The 14,322-nt window shown below is 48.3% G+C and carries 13 protein-coding genes; all 13 read right to left on the bottom strand.

Features of this window, described 5'->3' with window-relative positions; all coding sequences use genetic code 11:
• Positions 1 to 2: 2 nt before the first annotated feature.
• The 13 genes from mraZ to priA all read right to left on the bottom strand — a co-directional run bounded on the left by mraZ (position 3) and on the right by priA (position 14,321).
• Positions 3 to 434: a division/cell wall cluster transcriptional repressor MraZ gene (mraZ, locus tag AC6I2O_RS02700; protein WP_120393398.1), complete on the bottom strand. Its 432-nt coding sequence runs from the start codon at positions 432 to 434 to the stop codon at positions 3 to 5.
• A 319-nt stretch (positions 435 to 753) separates the two neighbouring features.
• The gene (locus tag AC6I2O_RS02705; protein WP_497741733.1) at positions 754 to 903 is read right to left on the bottom strand and encodes a hypothetical protein; all 150 of its coding nucleotides are present in this window, start codon (positions 901 to 903) and stop codon (positions 754 to 756) included.
• Entirely contained in the window at positions 869 to 1,768 is a 900-nt protein-coding gene (lgt, locus tag AC6I2O_RS02710) for a prolipoprotein diacylglyceryl transferase (RefSeq protein ID WP_120393331.1), read from the bottom strand. The genes AC6I2O_RS02705 and lgt overlap by 35 nt, the downstream gene beginning before the upstream one ends.
• A 51-nt stretch (positions 1,769 to 1,819) precedes the next feature.
• Complete coding sequence (gene ychF, locus AC6I2O_RS02715; RefSeq protein WP_120393330.1) at positions 1,820 to 2,917, bottom strand: redox-regulated ATPase YchF; 1,098 nt, start codon at positions 2,915 to 2,917, stop codon at positions 1,820 to 1,822.
• A 288-nt stretch (positions 2,918 to 3,205) separates the two neighbouring features.
• Positions 3,206 to 4,084, bottom strand: coding sequence for a ribosome small subunit-dependent GTPase A (gene rsgA / locus AC6I2O_RS02720; protein WP_120393329.1), 879 nt, complete (start codon positions 4,082 to 4,084; stop codon positions 3,206 to 3,208).
• The gene (locus tag AC6I2O_RS02725) at positions 4,084 to 6,450 is read right to left on the bottom strand and encodes a protein kinase domain-containing protein (protein WP_497741734.1); all 2,367 of its coding nucleotides are present in this window, start codon (positions 6,448 to 6,450) and stop codon (positions 4,084 to 4,086) included. The genes rsgA and AC6I2O_RS02725 overlap by 1 nt, the downstream gene beginning before the upstream one ends.
• 16 nt (positions 6,451 to 6,466) lie before the next feature.
• Positions 6,467 to 7,186 (bottom strand): Stp1/IreP family PP2C-type Ser/Thr phosphatase, encoded by a 720-nt coding sequence (locus AC6I2O_RS02730; protein ID WP_120393327.1) that lies wholly within the window; start codon positions 7,184 to 7,186, stop codon positions 6,467 to 6,469.
• A complete protein-coding gene (gene rlmN, locus AC6I2O_RS02735) occupies positions 7,183 to 8,238 on the bottom strand; it encodes a dual-specificity RNA methyltransferase RlmN (RefSeq protein WP_120393326.1) in 1,056 nt (351 codons plus the stop codon). The genes AC6I2O_RS02730 and rlmN overlap by 4 nt, the downstream gene beginning before the upstream one ends.
• 12 nt (positions 8,239 to 8,250) lie before the next feature.
• Positions 8,251 to 9,633, bottom strand: a complete 1,383-nt coding sequence (gene rsmB / locus AC6I2O_RS02740; RefSeq protein ID WP_120393325.1) for a 16S rRNA (cytosine(967)-C(5))-methyltransferase RsmB — start codon at positions 9,631 to 9,633, stop codon at positions 8,251 to 8,253.
• Positions 9,626 to 10,369 carry a zinc metallopeptidase gene (locus AC6I2O_RS02745; RefSeq protein ID WP_120393324.1) on the bottom strand — a complete coding sequence of 248 codons (744 nt, stop codon included), beginning with the start codon at positions 10,367 to 10,369 and terminating at the stop codon, positions 9,626 to 9,628. Before AC6I2O_RS02745 ends, rsmB begins: the two co-directional genes overlap by 8 nt.
• An 81-nt stretch (positions 10,370 to 10,450) precedes the next feature.
• Positions 10,451 to 11,407 carry a methionyl-tRNA formyltransferase gene (fmt, locus tag AC6I2O_RS02750; RefSeq protein ID WP_120393323.1) on the bottom strand — a complete coding sequence of 319 codons (957 nt, stop codon included), beginning with the start codon at positions 11,405 to 11,407 and terminating at the stop codon, positions 10,451 to 10,453.
• Positions 11,408 to 11,450: 43 nt separating this feature from the next.
• Positions 11,451 to 11,942, bottom strand: a complete 492-nt coding sequence (gene def, locus AC6I2O_RS02755; protein ID WP_120393322.1) for a peptide deformylase — start codon at positions 11,940 to 11,942, stop codon at positions 11,451 to 11,453.
• A gap of 150 nt (positions 11,943 to 12,092) precedes the next feature.
• On the bottom strand, positions 12,093 to 14,321 hold the full coding sequence (gene priA, locus AC6I2O_RS02760) for a replication restart helicase PriA (protein WP_497741735.1): 2,229 nt from the start codon (positions 14,319 to 14,321) through the stop codon (positions 12,093 to 12,095).
• Between the last annotated feature and the right edge of the window lies 1 nt (position 14,322).

Genomic DNA, 14,322 nt, shown 5'->3' on the forward strand with positions numbered 1-14,322 from the left:
GGTTATATGCTTAAACCAAAATCCGTCATTTGTTCTGCGATATCATCCATATCATCGTAGGCATTGTTTTCCGTCCAGTTCGCCTTGCTCCAGATTTCAATACGGTTCAGGTTACCGGCCAGTACAACCTCTTTCTCCAGTCCAGCAAAATCCCTCAGCACTTGAGGCAGAAGGATTCTCCCCTGCTTGTCCAGTTCGCATGTAGTTGCCCCGGCTACCAGAAAACGTGTAAATTTTCTGGCGCTCTTATTGTTAAGTGGAAGAGCGCGCAGCTTTTCTTCGATGATCTGCCATTCGTTTTTGGGAAACACAAACAGGCATCCATCCAATCCCTTTGTTGCAATAAATTCTTCTCCTAAAAGGTCTCTGAACTTTGACGGGATAATCAGTCTGCCTTTGGTGTCAATCGTATGATTATATTCTCCCATAAACATAAATGACACACCTTCTTCCGGCTGCTCTTCTGGTGTCCCTTTTGCCATGGCTCCTTTTTGGTTTCACCCTCCATTTATCCACCACCAGGCACCACAGCACACCACTTTCTACCACTTGACCACTATCATACCGTAATTTTATACAAAATACAAGGAAAAGTTCAAAGAAAAAATTTACATTTTTTTCTATTTTCTTGGCCCACAATATCTTGCGCAAAACGAAAAAAAGACCCGCAAAATCTTGCAGGTCCCAAAATGCGGACATTTAAAATGTCCCGTTAACTTTGTGTTTTTTTAATTCTCAGCATCCTGATTGATGCTATTGAAACTGCATGTACTTCTCAAGCAATGCATCCACAACAAGGCTCTGGCGGTAAATTTCCTCCACTTTTCCTCCACTTTTCAGAAGACTGTTCAGAATCCGCCGCTGCTCCTCAATGTGATGCATCAACTGTTCCTTTGCCGTCATATTCCTTTGTTCCTTTCCTCTTTTTCCCCACAACAAGCAGTACGAGGGAAACGATTACAAACACGCCGGACAAAACCTGGGAAACAGCGATCTTTGTGCCTGGCACAAGAAGCTGATCCGTGCGCAATCCCTCGATCCAGAACCTCCCAATTCCATAAAACAGCAGATAAAACAGGAAAATCTGACCTTCAAACCGCTCTTTCAGCCGGTATGTCAGATATACCAGCAGAATAACCAGGCACAGATTCCACAGAGATTCATACAAAAAAGTGGGATGTACCTGAATACAGGGAACTCCGTCAACCGTCTGCAAATGTTCCCTCATTTTTTCAGTAATTTCATATGCTCGGACATCTGATACCGGAATCTGCATGGCCAGAAGATTATCCGTGTAATCCCCGAACGCCTCCCGGTTGAAAAAATTCCCCCACCTTCCGACCATTTGCCCCCACACGAGGCCAATCACTGCGGTGTCCAGCAATTTTTTCCAGGAAAGTTTTCGGATACGGGCAAACACAAATACCGTCGCTCCCCCTCCGATCACCCCGCCATAGATAGCCAGGCCCCCGAGACGCAGATTAAAAATCTCGGTCAAATGCTCCCGATAGTAATCCCAGGAGAACGCAACATAATAGACACGCGCACAGATCACGGATATCACAATCGCAATGAGTCCAAGATCAAAGTAATCGTCTCCTCGCTGTCCCGTCGTATCCGCAACTTTCATGGCGATCAGAAGCCCTGTCACCATCGCCGCTGCCAGCACAATTCCGTAGCAGGCGATCTCAAAATTACCGATGGAAATCGACTTTATCACATGCTCCAGCGTAATCCCCAGATGCGGAAAACGGATCATGCCCTCCATAAAATCCTCCTTTGCTTTTACCTGTGTAAAAACGCGCTTCACTCATTGTTTTCACACGTTGAAACGGAACAGGATTACGTCGCCGTCTTTTACCACGTAATCTTTTCCTTCCAGTCCTACCAGCCCCTTTTCTTTCGCCGCTGCGTAAGAGCCACAGTCCAGAAGATTTTGGTAATTCACAACCTCCGCGCGGATAAAGCCGCGCTCGAAATCAGAATGAATCTTTCCGGCCGCCTGCGGAGCCTTCGTTCCTTTTTTGATCGTCCATGCCCTTGTCTCCTTTTCGCCTGCCGTCAGATAACTCAACAGGCCAAGAAGACTGTAGCTTGCCTTTATCAGTTTCTCCAATCCGGACTCTTTTAATCCCAGATCTTCGAGAAACATCTGTTTTTCATCGTCATCCAGCTCTGAGATCTCCTCTTCAATCTGCGCACAGATCACAAATACCTCGCTGGCACTGTTTTTTGCATACTCACGCACTTCCTGCACGTATTGATTCTCAGCTCCGTCATCTGCCAGATCATCTTCAGCAACATTCGCAGCAAAAATAACTGGTTTGCCGGTCAGGAGATTGTATTCCGCAAGCCATGCCTGCTCGTCCTCATCATCCGTCTCGTAAGTAATCGCCAGTTCACCCGCTTCCAGATGCTCTTTTAAACGCTGAAGAAGTTCCAGCTCTTTTGCCTGCGTCTTGTCATTTCTCGCAGCACGGGCAGTCTTGGAAATTCGGCGTTCCAAAATTTCCAGATCGGAAAAAATCAGTTCCAGATTGATTGTCTCAATATCGCGCACCGGATCAACGCTGCCATCTACGTGAATCACGTTTGTGTCCTCAAAACACCGAACCACATGTACAATTGCATCTACTTCTCTTATATTTGCCAGAAACTGATTGCCCAGTCCCTCTCCTTTGGAAGCCCCCTTTACAAGGCCTGCGATATCCACAAATTCAATCACAGCTGGCGTAGTCTTCTCAGAATGATACAAATCCGTTAAAAGCTGAAGTCTTTCATCTGGCACAGCAACCACACCTACGTTCGGATCAATCGTACAAAACGGATAATTCGCGGACTCAGCTCCAGCTTTTGTTAAAGAATTAAACAACGTACTTTTTCCTACATTTGGCAGACCAACAATTCCTAATTTCATGTTTTTCTCTCCATTTCTTTCTTCTATTTACATTTTCCTGTATTTTTCCTTTTTTTATCTCAGCAAGTCACAGTTTAGCACAGAAACCGACAAGAAACAATAGTCGTGAAAAGAAATCGCTCGACACAATTCGCGAACAGGATAAGAAAAAAGAAGAATTTACTCGAAAACTGACAGCTCCGTAAACACTACATTTGGTATACTGAAATAAAAACAGCCCCAAATCGGCCCTGCTTATACACAGAAACCGATATACGGCTGTTTGTCTTTTGTGTCATTCCCTGTTTTTCAGTATTTCTTTTTATCCTTCAGTTCTGCTGCAAGCAGCGTATAGTTCTCATATCTCGTTCTGGAAATTCTGTGTTTTTCCAGCGCCTCTTTCACGCCGCAATCCGGCTCCATAAGATGCATACAGCCCTGAAAACGGCAATATGGTTCATAACTTGAAAATTCCGGAAAGTAATTCTTGAGTTCCTCATACGCAATACCATCCAAGTACAACGAGCTAAATCCAGGCGTATCAAGAAAATACGTGTTTTTCCGCAGCACAATCAGCTCTGTATGACGTGTCGTGTGCTTTCCACGATCAATCTTCCGACTGATTTCGCCAACCTCCATACGGACTTCAGACTGAAGGGCATTCGTCAGAGAGGACTTTCCAACACCGGACGGACCTGCAACAATTGTCGTTTTTCCTTCCAAAAGCTGCTGGAGCTCCTCAATCCCCTCCTGCTCTGCCACACTCAGAAAGCGTACCTCACTGCCACACAAACGATAGGAAAATGCGAGCTCTGACAACGACGCTTTCTCCACCAGATCTGTTTTGTTGAAACAGATAATTACCGGAACCTGCTGCTGCTCCATCGAAATCAGAAAACGGTCAAGCAGATTCAGGTTCGGACTTGGACTTGTCACTGCAAATACCACGAGCGCCTGATCTACGTTTGCCGCAGCAGGGCGTACCAGGGCATTTTTCCTGGGAAGAATCTCATCTACATTTCCTGTTTTCTGTTCTTCGTCGAGCACAGAAATTTCCACATTGTCTCCCACCAGCGGTTTCTTTTTATCTTTTCGGAAAATCCCTTTTGCCCTGCACTCATAGACGGCATCATCTTCCGCATGTACATAGTAGAAGCCACCGACACCTCTGATAATTTTTCCCTGCATCAATTCACCTGACTAAACGTAATTCCTGCATATTCAATCGTGCTAGTCACCTCATTTGTACCCGGATCCAGCAGATAAACATACGCGGTTCCTTCCGACACGCCGGAAGCTCCCTGTACCTCAAAAGAATACGGGAAGGTCGTCGTTCCCTCAAAAACTGTTGTTTCAGTGCCGTTTTGCTTCAAAGTGATACGCACCGGCTGTCCGTTGTAACCCGCCGGGGAATCCAGAGATGCATTACACCTCCACGTCCCAGCAGTGTCAGTAGTATTTGCTCCTTCATTCGAAAAGGTGATGTTGTCATCACCGTCCGGCATCTCCCCTGGCCCTGTACTGATAATCAAAGTTACGGTAGAACCTTTGGCTGCCTGCTCACCGCCTGCCGGTTCACTGCGGATTACCCATCCATCCGGCACGCCCGCATTGTTCGGCTCATAATCATATGCAGGAATAAAACCCTGAAGCTCCAAAGCCTCTGTCGCAACCTCTTTGGAATAATAATACAGATCACGCACCTGAACATATTCCGGCTCTGTCTGGGGAGCCTGACTTACAAACAGCTTCACGGTATCTCCTGGTTTTACTTTTGCTCCTGCTCCCGGTTCTGTCGTAATGACACGGCCATACTCAATTGTATCGCTCTGCCTGGACGTATCAATCTCACATTTGAGGCCCTGCGTCAGCAAAAATGCCTGTGCCTGGTTCTGCTCCTGATTGCTCAGATCTGAAAGAACAATCTCCTCCTCTTCTTCCACAACCTGATAGCTGACCGTACTTCCCTGCGCTACCATCTCTCCGGCCTTTGGACTTTGATTATACACCTGTCCCAGCAAATAGCCTTCTGCCTTTCCCTCGCCCATCTTCTTTCCAGGCAGGCCAAAGCTTGCCAGCAGATCAAGGGCTTCTTTTTCTGTCTTTCCGTCTATTTTCGGCACAGATACGTTCTGCACTGCTTCTGTCTGGGTCATCTGTTCTGTTGCAGGCTCTGTCTGCGTTGGTTTTTTTCTAAAATTGAACAATCCAAAAGCGTTCGCAAGCAGCACCAGAAATACACAACCTATAATCACCGCAACAATGATACCGCCAACGGTAACTGCCTTTTCCAGGCGCGGATTCAGTCCAATATCCGAATCATCCCTGCGTTTTTCCTTTTTCGGCGCAAACCCTTCGTCAAGCTTATAACCGCCATCCCGAATCGCGTAGTCATCCGGATTGTCATATGCGTCAAAATACGGATCGTACTCTCTGGTACTCCGCTCCTGATCCAGATCCTCCTCCCATGAGCCTCCGTCCGGACCCTCTGAACGATCCAGACGTACTTCCTGGTATGTGCTTTTCTGATAATAGCTTCCCGGCTGATAAGCCCGGTTAGTCGCAGGACCGTTGTTTTGCATATGGAGGTTGGCTGCCGCTCCCACATCAAGCGTCTCATCATAGGCAGGCATTTTCGCCTCTGCCCCTCCCTGCCCCGGTTCACGCGAAGGCGCAGTTTTCTCTTTTGCTTTTACTGCATGCCCCTCTTCCGCACGTACAACAAAATCCCCCTCCGGATTTACGAGAGACTCGCGCAGATCGCGAATCAGCTCCGTCATATTGGCATAACGGCGATCCGGGTTTTTCTGCGTGCATTTCAATACGATCTGATTGGTGCTGTAGGAAATCTCCGGAACAATTTCTGCCGGTCCATGAATTTCTTCCTGCAAATGACGAATCGCCACCGCCACTGCCGTATCGCCGTCAAATGGCACACAGCCCGTCAGCATCTCATACATCGTAATACCAAGCGAATAAATATCACTCTTCTCATCGCTGTAACCACCCCTGGACTGCTCCGGAGAACTGTAATGCACAGACCCCATCGCAGCAGAATTGGCAGTATTTGTCGTCACTGCACGCGCAATACCAAAATCAGCCACCTTAACCTTTCCGTCTGTGGAAATCATGATATTCTGCGGCTTCACATCTCTGTGAATAATGCCATTGTTGTGCGCTGCCTCCAGTCCTGCTGAAATCTGCAGCGCGATGCTTGTCGCCTCTCGAACGGACAGATGCCCTTTGTTTTTGATGTACTCTTTCAGAGTAATCCCCTCGATCAGCTCCATCACAATATAATAGATACCGGCCTCCTCGCCGACATCGTAAATATTCACGATATTGGAATGCGCCAGGCCTGCGGCGGACTGCGCCTCCACCCGGAACTTGGAAATAAATACCTTGTCATCCCGGAACTCTTTTTTCAGTACCTTTACAGCTACAAAACGATTTAATTTATGGTCTTTTGCTTTATAAACGTCAGCCATCCCGCCCGATCCGATACGGGATATAATTTCATATCTGTTTTGAATAAACATTCCGACTTTTAACATATAAATACCCCGTCCGTTAAAATTCAGCAAGGACTACTGAAATGTTGTCTTTTCCGCCATTCTTATTCGCCTCTGTAATCAGACGCTGCGCCGCCTCCTTCAGTGAGGCGCTCTTTTTCACAATATATAAAATGTCTTCGTCTTCGACCATGTTCGTCAGCCCGTCAGAGCACAGAAGGATCTTATCTCCCTGCTCCAGCTTCACGTCAAAAAAATCAACCTTGACCGGGGCTCTGGCGCCAATCGCTCTTGTAATAATATTCCGGTCCGGGTGGCTTCTTGCATCCTTTCTCTGAAGCTCGCCAACGCGAATCATCTCTTCCACAAGAGAATGGTCTCTTGTGATCTGCTCAATTTCCTGATCAATCAGATATAGCCTGCTGTCACCTACATTGGCCACGTACAAATAATCATCCTTTATGGTAGCCGCCACAACAGTAGTTCCCATACCTTCCAGCGCCCGGTCTGTTTTTGCTTTCTCCATTACCAGCTCATTTGCATGGTGGATGGACTCGCTCAGCAGCGGAATCGGCCTTTGCTCCCTGGCATTTTCAATATAGTCAACCATAGATTCGACGGTATAGCGCGATGCCAGGTCTCCCGCATTATGGCCACCCATGCCGTCCGCCACAATCAGCATATTGGACAGATTCCCAACCGGCTGGTCGGAGGCATAGACAAAGTCCTGATTGACAGAACGTCTCTTGCCGATATCTGTAATGCTATACGTCTTCATACTCCTGTTTCCTTTCTCTGTTCCTCGATATAACTCTTTCTGAGCTGGCCGCAGGCCCCGCCTATATCACGGCCCATTTCTCTTCTAATAGTAACATTTATCCGATATTTTTCAAGTTTATTTTTGAACGCCTCCACAGCACTTCGGTCCGGCTGACTGTAACTGCGCTCTTTAATTGGATTAACTGGAATCAGGTTCACATGACAATTGATTCCCGAGATCAAAGCCCCCAGCTCCGCCGCGTCTTTTGCCGTATCATTTACTCCTGCTACCAGACTATATTCAAACGTAATCCTTCGGCCTGTCTGCGCAAAATAATAACGACAGGCATCTAGTACATCCTTCAATTCATATTTATATGCAATCGGCATCAGTTCTTTGCGCTTTTCCTGACTCGATGCATGCAGAGAGAGCGCCAGCGTAATCTGCATTTTTTCATCTGCCAGACGGCGGATATTTTCTACAATACCACAGGTAGATACCGTCACATTCCGCTGGCTGATATGTAATCCATGTTCGTCGGTCAGCAACCTGAGAAACCGCAGCAGGTTCTCGTAATTGTCAAGCGGCTCTCCGGTCCCCATAACCACAAGATTTGATACGCGCTCCCCGGACAGCCTCTGAATCTGATATATCTGACCGAGCATCTCGGATGGCAGAAGATTTCGCGTAAGGCCGCCAAGCGTCGACGCACAGAAGCGGCATCCCATCCTGCATCCGGCCTGAGAGGAAATACAGACAGAATTTCCGTGATGGTAACGCATCAGCACACTTTCAATCACATTTCCGTCCGAAAGGCGAAACAGATACTTTTCTGTGCCATCCAGCTCTGAAACCATGCGTTCTACCATGTCCAAAGACGTATAGGTAAAACGTTCAGCCAATCTGTCTCTCAGGCTCCCGGGAAGATTTGTCATCTCCTCAAAACCTGTCGCCAGTTTTTCATGCATCCACTGATACAGCTGCTTCGCCCGAAACGGTTTTTCTCCCATCCCAGCGAGCGCCAGCTGTACTTCTTCATACGTATAAGATCTGATATCTCTCTCATCCATGTTTGCTGTCCTTTATCCTTCTTCGAACGCGGCTCTGCTCTCCTCTTCGCGGCGCAGCCTTGCAATAAAAAATCCATCCGACTGATGCAGGCCCGGAAGAAGCTGAATATAGCCTCCCCCTGTCGTTCTACCTTTTAATTCGTCACAGATATACGGATCAATACTTTCCAAATGAAACGGAAAATTGTCAAGAAACCATTTAATATTGTACTGATTCTCATCAGCTCCGATCGTACACGTACTGTAAATCAGCACGCCGCCCGGCTTTACATACTCCTGTACAGCAGAAAGAATCCGTCTTTGCAATCGGATAATATCCTGCTGTTGCTTCTCCGACATTTTATACTTAATATCCTGCTTTTTGCCAATTACTCCAAGCCCGGAACACGGCACATCGGCCAGGACAATGTCGGCCTTTTGGACCGACGCTTCGTCACGCACGGTCGCATCCTTCAAAACAGCCTGAATATTGATGGCCCCAATGCGGTCAATATTTTCCTGCATCAGTTTTACCTTATATTCGGAAACATCTCGCGCTTCCACACAGCCGCTTCCCATCAGTTTTTCAGCTACGTGCAGGCTTTTGCCCCCTGGCGCCGCGCATACATCAAAACACGTATCGCCCCAATTCGGTGCTGCAACCTCAGCAACCAGCATGGAACTGATATCCTGCACCTGAATCCAGCCTTTTTTGAACGCTGAGATCGCCTTTATATAATTATAACCGGAAATTTTTAGCGCATAATCCAAATATGGATGCGGTTCTGTCCGAATCCCCTGTTCTTCAAGCTCCCGGATAATCTCCTCGCGGGAGGCTTTGGACAGATTGCAGCGCACCACGGTCTGCTTTTCCATATGGGTATCCCGGCAGATTTTTTCCGTCGTCTCGTACCCGAACTGTGCCACCCATTTATCCAGCATCCAGATCGGGAATGAATATTTCACAGACAGATAATGCAACGGCTCCATCTTCGGATCCGGATAGCACACCTGTCCAAGCCTGCGCGCAGTACTGCGCAGCACCCCATTTACAAATCCTTTTAAATTATAAAATCCTCTGCGCTGAGCAAGCCGCACAGCTTCATTACAGACGGCAGAATCTGGCACACTGTCCATGTATTTCATCTGATAAACAGACATGCGCAGAAGATTGCGGATCAGTGGTTTCATATTATAGACCGGAACATTGGAAAACTGTTCGATGATATAATCCATCTGAATCATATGCTCAAGTGTCCCCTCCACGCATCTTGTAATAAATGCGCGGTCTCGTTTCTCAAGATACTGATATTTTTCCAGAACCTGTCTCATCACCACATGACTGTAAGCTTGCTCTTCTGTGATCTCCATCAGAATTTCCAGCGCAATTTCTCTTATGTTCAGAGGTTTAGTCACGATCTCTTCCTCCCGCAAGAATAATCAGCCGCAGAAGCTGAAGAATGGATGCCGCAAGACTGGCCACATAGGTCAGCGCTGCCGCTCCGAGCACTTTTTTACCCCCGGCAAGCTCTGTATCACCAAGAATGCCCCCATTTTCCAGAACTTTAAGCGCTCTTGAGGAAGCGTTGAACTCAACCGGAAGTGTGACCAGCTGAAAAAGAACTGCCAGAGAAAATAAAACAATTCCGACAGTAAGAAGCGGGCGCATCGAAAAAATAAGCCCCATCAGAAACACCGGCCACGCCAACGTTGAGCCAAGATTCGCAGCCGGAACCAGAGTGCTCCGAAGTACCAGCGGACCATAACTTTTCTGATGCTGAATCGCATGACCGCATTCATGAGCGGCAACACAGACGGCCGCAACGGAATTGGAGCTGTACGTACTGTCAGACAGCCGCAAGACTTTTGTCCTTGGATCATAATGGTCTGTCAGATTTCCGGAAATATGCTCGATCCGAACATCCTGAATACCGGACAGCTGCAGCACTTTCTGCGCCGCCATCGCTCCGGTCAGACCGCTCATACTGCGGACCTTCGAATATCGGTTAAACGTTCCTTTTACATTTGCGGAAGCTATCATAGAAATAAGCAGACCCGCTATGACAAGCAGATAGGTCCAGTCAAAATAACGGTATGCGCCGTAGCCTCCGTAGCCATAAAAGGAATTTGCAGTTGTTACAAGCAGATTCATGTAAAATCAGCTCCTTTCTACTCCGGGGTTTGACTCCTGCCATGCTTTGGATTTGATTACTACCCCGATTTTGTTTTTTATTTAGCCCAAATGCTCGCCAAGGTTGACGGGGTAGCCGCGCAGGAATGCGTCGACTGGCATCCGTTTTTTCCCCTCTGGTTGAAGTTCTTTGATGCTTAAAAGACCGTTTCCGGTCTGGATTTTCAGTGAAGTTTTGGTTACTTCGACGGCCATGCCTGGCAGAGTATCTGCGGTTTGTGTCGTGTCTGTATCCTGATGCTCTGCTTCTGCACGCCAGATTTTCAGGGTTTTGCCGCGGTATTTTGTGTAGGCGCTCGGCCATGGATTCAAGCCGCGGATCAGTCGTTCGATTTTCATGGCATCGGCAGACCAGTCGATCAATCCGTCTTTTTTGGTCAGCATTGCAGCGTATGGCGTCGGACTTTCTTCCGGCTGCTTTGTCAGGACAGCAGTTCCGTCGTCGAGCGCATCCAGCGTGCGGATCAGGAGCTTTGCTCCTACTGCGCTCAGTTTGTCGAAAAGGCTGCCGCCCGTCTCGTCTGCTGCAAGCGGTACGGTTTCTTTTAGAATCATATCTCCCGTATCCAGGCCTGCATCCATGCGCATGGTGGTGACACCGGATTCTCTGTCACCGTTTATGACCGCCCACTGAATTGGCGCTGCACCGCGGTACAGAGGAAGCAGGGATGCATGGACATTGATGCAGCCATGCAAAGGCAACTCCAAAATCGACGGCGGAATGATCTGACCGAACGCTACGACTACGATCACATCAGGGTTCATCTCTTTGAGCTTCTCCACCCATTCCGGCTCCCTTATCTTTGCCGGCTGACACACCGGAATTTGGGCTGCCAGCGCAAGTTCTTTGATCGGGGACATCTGTACTGCGCCCCCTCTTCCTTTTGGTTTATCCGGCTGTGTAAATACAGCCTGCACATGATATTTTTCCGAATTAATCAGGGCCTGCAACGTACCCACTGCAAAATCCGGCGTTCCCATAAATACAACATTTTTCATTCTAGCTCCTCCAAAACCGCTTCTTTGCGGCGGCAAATGGAAATCATTCCTCTGTTTCGTCTTCGTCATAGTCCTCGTCGGAGGTGTCAAAAAGCTCACCCTCGACATACCGCACGTACATGATTCCGTCCAGATGATCGCATTCATGGCAAATGGCACGTGCCAAGAGCTCCTCACCTTCCAGCTCAAATTCCTGCATGTTTTCATCGCAGGCTTTTACTTTTACGTAATTCGGACGCGTCACAATACCTGCCTGCCCAGGAAGACTCAGACAGCCTTCCTGGCCGGTCTGCTCGCCGGAGGTCTCCAGAATCACCGGATTCACCAGGACAATCGGTCCTTCTCCTACATCTATTACCACAATTCGTTTTAATATACCTACCTGTGGCGCCGCCAATCCAACACCGTTTGCATCATACATTGTGTCCAACATATCGCGGATCAATTCTTTTGTCCGCGGAGTCATCTCCGTTACTGGTCTGCATGTTTTTTCCAGTTTTTCGTCTCCCATAATTCTGATTTGTCTTAAAGCCATCAAAATCCCTCCGGTTTCTTTTTTTTATTATACAAATCTGTATTTACTTCTACGTTTCAAGCTCTGCCTATTCGTATCAATGCCAGCATTGCTTCTTGGCACCTTCCCAGCTTTTGTCTCGTTACCGGCCTTCGCTATAGTTACTTACCTTTATCGCCGCTCAAACTGAACGGAAATATCTTTAAAGCCTTCGTTCATTTCAACATATTGCTCCACAATATTTTTCACAGAAGTGAGCACTTTGAAGTCCGCATGCTTCAGGTACATTGCCTTGCGGTACACATCATTTACCTTTGAAACCGTCTCATCTGCTGGCCCGATCACCGTTACGCCGCGGCGCCCTGCAAGCTGTCGGACAAATTTTGCAAGATAGGTAACCGCAAGCCCGAGCTGCTGTTCCTGCTCTGAAGCACAATGAATGGTCATCATATCCCCAAGCGGCGGGTACCCTGCAAGTTGTCGGTACCTCATCTCCTGTTCATAAAAGCTGTCATAGTCCTGCGCAGCCGCACATGCAACTGCATAATGCTCCGGCTCATACGTCTGAATTACGACCTCACCCGGCATTTTTCCACGTCCAGCCCTGCCCGCCGCCTGGGTCAGCAGCTGAAACGTCCGCTCCGCAGCCTCATAATCACTCATATTTAAAGACAAATCTGCGGCCAGAATCCCGACCAGCGTCACCAGCGGAAAATCATGTCCTTTTACAATCATCTGCGTACCGACCAGAATATCTGCATCCCGCTGTGCGAATGCCCGCAAAAGCTCGGCATGGCCATCCTTTCCTTTCGTCGTGTCCGCATCCATGCGCAAAATCCTTGCGTTCGGAAAAACCTGCTGCACAAGCTCCACAACCTGCTGTGTACCGACTTTAAAGCCTCCGATAAACGGGGAACCGCAGGTTGGACATTTCCCTACAGCCGGTTCCTCATACCCACAGTAATGGCACACGAGCCGTCTCCCCTGATGGAGAGACAACGATACGTCGCAGTGCGGACATTTCATCACATGTCCGCAGGAACGACAAGACACAAACCCCGCATAACCGCGGCGGTTCAAAAACAGCATCACCTGCTCCCCGCGCTTCAGCCTCTCTCCGATCTTCTCGGTTAGTATACGGCTGAAAACAGAGCGGTTGCCGGCTTTTAACTCCTCGCGCATATCCGCCGTAATCACCTCCGGCAGCATGCCTCCGGCAGCCCGCTCTTTCAAAGTAAATAACCTGCTTTCCCCCATCTGTGCTTCGTAATATGCCTCCAGAGACGGCGTCGCAGAACCAAGCACCAGCTTTGCGCCTTCCAGTACAGCCCTCTTTCTCGCAGTCTCTCGCGCATGATACCTGGGTACCTGTTCACTTTTATAGGAAGTCTCATGCTCTTCATCCACAATAATCATACCAAGCTTCTGAAAAGGTGTAAACAGAGCGGAACGCGGCCCGATCATCACATCAATATCGCCCTGGCGCGCCCGTTCAAACTGATCATAGCGTTCTGCCTGTGAAAGACGGGAATGTAAAACAGAAATCCGGTCCCCGAAGCGATGATAAAAACGAAGGACATTCTGATACGTCAGCGAGATTTCCGGAATCAGAAGAATTGCTTGCTTCCCGCGTGCAACCGTGCGTGCAATCAGTTCCATATAAACAGCGGTCTTTCCGCTCCCTGTTACACCATGAATCAGATAAGATGCGATTTCTTTTTCTTCCCATTCAGACTCTATTGCATCCACAATTTCCTGCTGCTCATAATTCAAAATAACCCTGTCCTGCGCACTTGTTCCAAGATTCTGTAGCAATTCCGGTCTGCGGTACACCTGCTCGTGCTCACAGGAAATAAGCTTCTGCTGCTCAAGCGCCCGCAGCACAGATGGCGTAATCTTCAGACTTCCGGTCACAACCTCGTACGGGAGCATGGGGTCCTCCAAAAGCGCCTCCAGAAGTCTTGCCCGGGCTGCCTGATGTTTGTGGCGAAACAGTTCCAGCTTTTGCTGCGCCTCCTGATGGGAAACCTGCAAAGTAACCGTCCGTTTCTCCTTCACAGCCGCCTTCTGTCGGAACGGAAGTACCGTCCGCAGCGCCTGCACCGCCGTACATCCATAATAATCCCGCATCCACAAAGCCAGCGCCGTCAACTTGGAATCCGTACCGGCAAAATCCGTCGCCACTGCCTCGATCCACTTCATTTTTTCCAATGGGCAAGACGGATAATCCGTAATCCGAAGCACATATCCCTTTGTCATGCGATTCCCGCGTCCAAAGGGTATCTCCACAACATTTCCCGGCTCCAGACTGCTCTTCAGTGTTTCCGGAATCCGATACTGAAAAGTCTGATCCAGCTTTTTGCAGGAAATATCAACAATAATATCTGCAAACAATTCCATG

The organism is Blautia sp. St.27G3 (genome assembly GCF_059728505.1).

Coding starts and splice junctions, on each gene's coding strand:
- AC6I2O_RS02705 (WP_497741733.1), bottom strand. CDS start 903: ATGACGGCAAAGGAACAGTTGATGCATCACATTGAGGAGCAGCGGCGG.
- AC6I2O_RS02725 (WP_497741734.1), bottom strand. CDS start 6,450: ATGTTAAAAGTCGGAATGTTTATTCAAAACAGATATGAAATTATATCC.
- AC6I2O_RS02745 (WP_120393324.1), bottom strand. CDS start 10,369: ATGAATCTGCTTGTAACAACTGCAAATTCCTTTTATGGCTACGGAGGC.
- lgt (WP_120393331.1), bottom strand. CDS start 1,768: ATGGAGGGCATGATCCGTTTTCCGCATCTGGGGATTACGCTGGAGCAT.
- fmt (WP_120393323.1), bottom strand. CDS start 11,407: ATGAAAAATGTTGTATTTATGGGAACGCCGGATTTTGCAGTGGGTACG.
- priA (WP_497741735.1), bottom strand. CDS start 14,321: ATGGAATTGTTTGCAGATATTATTGTTGATATTTCCTGCAAAAAGCTG.
- AC6I2O_RS02730 (WP_120393327.1), bottom strand. CDS start 7,186: ATGAAGACGTATAGCATTACAGATATCGGCAAGAGACGTTCTGTCAAT.
- mraZ (WP_120393398.1), bottom strand. CDS start 434: ATGTTTATGGGAGAATATAATCATACGATTGACACCAAAGGCAGACTG.
- rlmN (WP_120393326.1), bottom strand. CDS start 8,238: ATGGATGAGAGAGATATCAGATCTTATACGTATGAAGAAGTACAGCTG.
- ychF (WP_120393330.1), bottom strand. CDS start 2,917: ATGAAATTAGGAATTGTTGGTCTGCCAAATGTAGGAAAAAGTACGTTG.
- rsgA (WP_120393329.1), bottom strand. CDS start 4,084: ATGCAGGGAAAAATTATCAGAGGTGTCGGTGGCTTCTACTATGTACAT.
- def (WP_120393322.1), bottom strand. CDS start 11,942: ATGGCTTTAAGACAAATCAGAATTATGGGAGACGAAAAACTGGAAAAA.